This window comes from Streptomyces axinellae (assembly GCF_039532135.1).
Classification (GTDB): Bacteria; Actinomycetota; Actinomycetes; order Streptomycetales; family Streptomycetaceae; genus Streptomyces; species Streptomyces axinellae.
The window spans coordinates 1-6,345 of record NZ_BAAARJ010000046.1; the positions used below are offsets into that span (position 1 = coordinate 1).

The following is a 6,345-nucleotide window of genomic DNA, read 5'->3' on the forward strand; positions in this document are numbered from 1 at the left end:
GATGGCAGCGGTCACTCCGCATCATCGAGAACGAACTGAGCGCCCGAACTCTCCCGCGACGACACCGAAACCATGCCCGAGCACCGGAAACTCAACGCTCAGAACCGGAAAGACAACGGCTTCTTAGGGCTCGCAGAGAATCAAGGTGTTGCTTCAGGTAGTTCAGCTCGTTGATGTGGTATGCGCATATCTGGCGAGGTTCGTGGTCAACTCGCTCTGAAGTTCGCGGTGTTGTTCCCGCACTTGGACGAGCGGCAACGCCGGCTGCTGATGGGGGCCGAGGCCAGGATCCTGGGCCACGGCGGGATCCGGGCGGTCGCCCAGGCGGCCGAGGTCAGCGAGGCCACCGTGCGCAAGGGCGTGGACGAGCTGGAGGCGGGGGCGGAACCGCTGGGCAGGGTCCGCCGTCCCGGTGGCGGGCGCAAGCGGGCGGCCGAGGTGGATCCAGGGCTGCGGCCCGCGCTGTTGGCGCTGGTCGAGCCGGATATGCGCGGGGATCCGATGTCGCCGCTGCGATGGACGACGAAGTCCACCCGCAGACTCGCCGGCGAGCTCACCAGGCAGGGCCACCGCGTCTCGGCGGATACCGTCGCCGACCTGCTGCGGGAGGAAGGGTTCAGCCTCCAGGCCAACGCCAAGACCCTCGAAGGCAGGCAGTATCCCGACCGGGATGCCCAGTTCCGCTACATCAACGACCGAGCCAAGGAACATATGGATGCCGGCGACCCGGTTATCAGCGTCGATACCAAGAAGAAGGAGCTGGTCGGCCAGTACAAGAACGGAGGCCGCCAGTGGCAGCCGAAGGGACTGCCCGCCCAGGTCAGGACCCATGACTTCCTTGACCGGCAGGGACCGGGCAAGGCGATCCCTTACGGGATCTACGACGTCGCCGCGAACACCGGCTGGGTCAGCGTCGGACACCGATCACGACACGGCCGCGTTCGCCGTCGCCTCCATCCGCCGCTGGTGGCAGGCCCACGGCAATGACGACTACCCTCGGGCCGCCCGGCTGCTGATCACCGCGGACGCGGGCGGCTCCAACGGATACCGCACCCGCACCTGGAAGACCGAACTCGCCGCCCTGGCCGCCGAGACCGGCCTGGAGATCACGGTCTGCCACCTGCCGCCGGGCACCTCGAAGTGGAACAAGATCGAGCACCGGCTGTTCTCCCACATCTCCATGAACTGGCGAGGCAGGCCCCTGACCAGCCACGACGTCATCGTGAACAGCATCAGGGCAACCACCACCCACACCGGGCTGAGAGTCCACGCGGAACTCGACCCGGGCACCTACGACACCGGCATCAAGGTCACCGACACCGACATCGACGCCTTACCCATGCACCGACACCGCTTCCACGGCGACTGGAACTACACCCTCCGCCCACAACACCATGACACGGTCGGCGTGGCCGAAGACCCGCGGCCGGCCGGGAGCCTGCCCTCGCAGTCCCGTGCTGGTGGTCTGCGTAATCCGGAACTGACCGGCATGACCGAGCCGGCACTGGATGAACTCGTCGACCAGCTGTCCCAGAGACTCGATGAGCTACGTGAACACGGGCGGTCCCAGCAGCGAGGAGGAGACCGCATCCGGGCTCGCGGAGCCGGCGCCAAGGACAAGCTGACCACCGCCGACAGAGTTCTGGCCACCGTGCTCTACCTGCGCAAACTCGGAACCCGAGACTTGATCGCCCAGCTCTTCGGCGTCAACGGCAGCACCATCACCAGGGCCGTTCGCCAAATCCAGCCCCTCCTCGCCGGCCACGGCTACACCGTTCGACCCTCGACAGCCAGGTTCCGCACACCCGCCGACGTCACCGCGTTCCTCACCAACAACAGTCCCACGGAGATCAAGTCAGCATGTTGATTCTCTGCGAGCCCCTATTGCGAGTTGGTGCGTGATAGCGGGTGAGGCGTCGTGCCTGGCCGGTGGCATGGTCCGTCTGTGGCGATCATGGCCAATCGGGCGGTGCTTGGTGCGTCGGCTGTTCACGGGAATCCCTCGGCGTCATTTCGCGTGCCTGGTCGATGAGTTGGCGATGCCGTGGCAAGCCGGGGTCGAGGGTCGTCGTCATGCTGCACGAGGTGGGGCCAGGAAGCGGGCCGCGGGAGCCGGCGCCCGCCACCAGCTGGTCTTCGTCGACCGGCTGGTGGCCGCGCTGATCCATCTGCGGCGCGACCTGCCGCACTCGGTGCTGGGACTGGCTGTTCGGTGTCGACCGCTCCACCATCGCCCGTGCGATCGCAGAGATACGTAGACTGCTGGCCGAGCGGGGGTGCGCGGTCCCCGACCGTCCCGGCCCGCAGTTACGGACTATGGCCGACGTGTTCGCCCACGCTCAGGCCGAAGGCATCGAGCTGCGGCTGGATGCCACCGGGATCCAGGTCCGCCGACCACTGGCCGGCCACGGCGGACGGCGCGCATTCGTTTCCGGGAAGAAGAAACAGAACACCATGAAGGCCACCGTCATCGCTGACTGGCGAGGCCGCACGTTATGGACCGACCCTGCGGCCTGGTCGTATGCACGATGCCGCGGCCGTCCGCAACGAGGGCATCGCCGTCTGCTTCCAGCACTTCCCCGACGTCGAGGTCCTCCTGGACGGGGGCCACCTCGGCCTGAGCCGCGACCACCGCGAGCAAGCGATCACACCACCCGGAAAACCCCGGCCCGGAGCGCTGCCCGGCAGAGCCGAACAGCGGGAACGCGACCGCCACGGACACTCCTGCGACCGCACCACCGTCGAACACGCCTCCGCCGACCACAAACGCGGGAAGCAACTGACGCGCTGGACCCACCGCCGCGACCGCCTGCCCGACACCTACCGGGCCATCGCCGGCCTCGTCTCCCACCGCACCCACAACACCAGACAACAGGCCACGACCAGGCCAAACACGCCTCACCCCCTATCACGCACCAACTCGGGACTGTAAATCGTTCGGTGTAACTCCCGATCATGGAAGATGCATCGATGACCAGTGAGAACGTGGCCGAGTACGAGGCCGTCGAGTCGGCAGCGGTGGTGTCGGCGAAGGCCGTGGACGACCAGCTGATCGACGAGCTGGTGAGCCGGGCCCAAGCCGAGGGCCTGCAGCTGACAGGTGAGGGCGGGCTGCTGCAGCAGTTGACCAAGAGGCTGCTGGAGTCCGCTCTCGAGGGCGAGATCACCGACCACCTCGGCTATGACAAGCACGATCCGGCGGGTAAGAACGGCGCCAACTCCCGCAACGGCAAACGCTCCAAGACCGTGCTGACCGACGTGGGACCAGTGGAGACAGCCGTGCCCCGCGACCGGGACGGCTCGTTCGAACCGAAGATCGTCAAGAAGCGGCAGAAGCGCCTGACCGGTGTCGACGAGATGGTCATCTCGCTTGCCGCCAAGGGCCTGACCACCGGTGAGTCCAGGCCCGTCTCGCGGAGGTCCATGGGGCCGAGGTCTCCCGGCAGACCATCTCCACGATCACGGACAAGGTCCCCGACGGCATGGCCGAGTGGCAGAACCGGCCGCTCGACGTCGTTCATCCGGTGGTCCTCATCGACGCCATCCACGTCAAGATCCGCGACGGGGCGGTCGCCAACCGGCCGATCCATGTGGCCCTGGCCGTCACCACCGAGGGGCGGCGGGAGATCCTCGGTGGTGTGGGCCGGCGATGGCGGCGAGGGCGCCAAGCACTGGCTGCACATCCTCACCGAGATCAAGAACCGCGGCGTGAACGATGTGCTGATGCTGGTCTGCGATGGGCTCAAGGGCCTGCCCGAGGCGGTGGAGACGGTCTGGCCCCGCACCGTCGTGCAGACCTGTGTGGTCCATCTGCTGCGGAATTCCGTCCGCTGTGCCGCCCGCCAGGACCGGGACAAGATCGCCCGTCTCCTCAAGCCCGTCCACACGGCGCCGACCGAGGAGGCCGCCCTGGAGCGGTTCGCGGAGTTCGTCGACGCCTGGGGCAGGAAGTATCCGGCGATCGTGAAACCGTGGGAGAACGCCTGGGAGGAATTCACCCCGTTCCTGCGGTTCGACACCGAGATCCGCCGCATCGTCTGCACGACGAACGCGATCGAGTCGGTGAACGCGCGGATCCGCCGGGCGGTCAAGGCTCGCGGACACTTCCCCAACGAGCAAGCCGCGTTGGAGTGCGTCTACATGGCGATCATGTCCCCCGATCCCACGGGCAAGGGCCAGGCCCGCTGGACCATGCGCTGGAAGACCGCGTTGAACGCCTTCGACATCACCTTCGACGGCCGACTCTCAGCAGCCCGCCGGTAACCCAACCCACCTGGTTACACCGTTCATTTGACAGACCCCATCCGGGGAGAACTGAGTGGCCGTTGACAGGAGCGGGAGACGGCTGCCCGGGGGTGAGGGCGGAGGGGCTTCGCGCGGAGAAGGAGCGGATCCGTGCCTGGTCTCACGTGCCTGCCATGCTCGGGCTCGTTGAGGCCGCTTCGCTCATGTGCGTCTGCGTTTTATCGGGATTCCGACAGGCCGATGCGGGGTCGGCCCGGGGGGCTGTGCCGGGTCGGCGGGCCGGTGACCGTGGCCGCTGGGGAGGTAGGCCCCTGCCGGCGCCGGATTCACCGGATACTGACTCACGCCCGGGTAGCCGCCGCCCCCAGCAGCCCTCCCCGGTACAGCGGAAGTGTCCCAGGCGGGCGGAACCACCGAAGCGGTGAACGACCGCGGGTGCACCTGCCCGTTGACCGACCGCCCGGCGCGCGCACCTTCTGCCTGCGCGGTGGCGCCACCGATCCTCCATTTGTTCTCCTGCCAGACGGGCGACAGGCCATGCCGCCCCAGCGCCTGTGCCAGCCCCTCTTCCAACGCCTTCTTGCGCCCCCGGGTTCGCAGCGTGCTCAGGAATTGGCCGATGGGGACGTCGGCGGTGACGTCGCCGATCACCACCATCTGCGTATCCCTAAACCCGGGCAGGTCTCCCTGCTTCCGGGCGTTCAATGCGGCCGCGTAATGCTCGTCCCTCCAGTTGATCTTTTTTCCGGTCTGCGGGATCGTCCACAGACCCTCTGATACTTGCCGAGGTGCCAGGCCATGCCGTGTCAGCGCCTCTGCAAGCCCCTCTCCCAACGCCGTTTTGCGCCCCTGGCTTCGCAGCGTGTTCAGGAATTGGCCGAGGGGGACGTCGGCGGTGACGTCGCCGATCACCACCTTCTGCGTCTCCGTCTTCTCGGGCAGGTCTCCCTGCTTCCGGGCGTTCAGCGCGGCCGCGTAATGCTCGTCCCTCCACATGATTTGCCGTCCGGTATGCGGGACCGTCCACAGACCCTCTGATATTTGTCGGGGCGCCAGACCATGCCGTGACAGCGCCTGTTTCAGCCCCTCTTCCAACGCCGTTTTGCGCCCCCGGCTTCGCAGCTTGCTCAGGAATCGGCCGATGGGGACATCAGCGGTGACGTCGCCGATCACCACCGTCTGCGTCTCACTCTTCTCGGGCAGGTCTCCCTGCTCCCGGGCGTTCAACGCGGCCGCGTAATGCTCGTCCCTCCACATGATCTTTTTTCCGGTATGCGGGACCGTCCACCGGCCGTCTGATATTTGCCGGGGCGCCAGACCATGCCGTGACAGCGCCTGTGCCAGCCCCTCTTCCAACGCCGTTTTGCGCCCCTGGCTTCGCAGCATGCTCAGAAATTTGCCGATGGGGACATCGGCGGTGACGCCGCCGATCACCACCTCCTGCGTATCCCTAAACCCGGGCATGTCCCCCTGCTCCCGGGCGTTCAGCGCGGCCGCGTAATCCTCGTCGGAATACTTCCTCGGCATGGTTCATCCCTTCCCGTTCCGTGTGAAGCCGCCTGTATGGGCGCTTTCTGCTCACCTGACCGCCTGCCCGACAGCCCGGGCACCTTCGACCGGAACCGGACCCGGTACCGCCTGCTGCGGCACACCCCCCGCATCCGCTCACGACACGCCCCCGGAACCCCGCCCCGGCCTCACTACTCCCGCCGGAAGCAACGGCGCGACGGCGCGACGGCACTCACCGGACCACTCCGAGAAACTGGCGTGGCACGCTACCGAGACGCCACCCGGAGCAACCCGAAGCAGCATAGGAGAACGGGAGATTGAGCACGCCTTCTATGATGCCGAGGACGATGTCCCGCGGCACACGGTCACCGTTGTCCCTGGCCACGTCGGCCATCCGGCAAGATCCGCCGACTGCGGATCCCATGCAAACGGCGAGCCGACCTCCACGAAGCACTGCCCAGACGCAGCTGCTGCCTCCCCACCCACCGACAACCCAGCTCACTGCGCCACCCCCGGTAAAAGGTGACGGACGAGCTCGGCTTCCCGACGGCACCGACCGACCGTCCGTGCCTGGTCTCACGTGCCTGCCAT

Annotated in this window: 1 protein-coding gene and 3 pseudogenes; 3 read left to right on the plus strand and 1 reads right to left on the minus strand. The window is 67.1% G+C overall.

Translation table 11 applies throughout. The features are described 5' to 3' along the window. Positions 1 to 180 precede the first annotated feature (180 nt). The 3 pseudogenes from ABD339_RS33235 (at position 181) to ABD339_RS33245 (ending at position 4,263) form a co-directional block, all read left to right on the plus strand. A pseudogene (locus ABD339_RS33235) lies at positions 181 to 1,867 on the plus strand (ISAzo13 family transposase). Between the two features lie 87 nt (positions 1,868 to 1,954). Next, positions 1,955 to 2,854, plus strand: a pseudogene (locus tag ABD339_RS33240) (transposase); the annotation flags it as partial. Positions 2,855 to 2,970: 116 nt separating this feature from the next. Beyond that, positions 2,971 to 4,263, plus strand: a pseudogene (locus tag ABD339_RS33245) (IS256 family transposase). Positions 4,264 to 4,446: 183 nt separating this feature from the next. Here ABD339_RS33245 and ABD339_RS33250 read toward each other — a convergent pair. After that, a complete protein-coding gene (locus ABD339_RS33250) occupies positions 4,447 to 5,772 on the minus strand; it encodes a hypothetical protein (protein WP_344570907.1) in 1,326 nt (441 codons plus the stop codon). Positions 5,773 to 6,345: the final 573 nt, after the last annotated feature.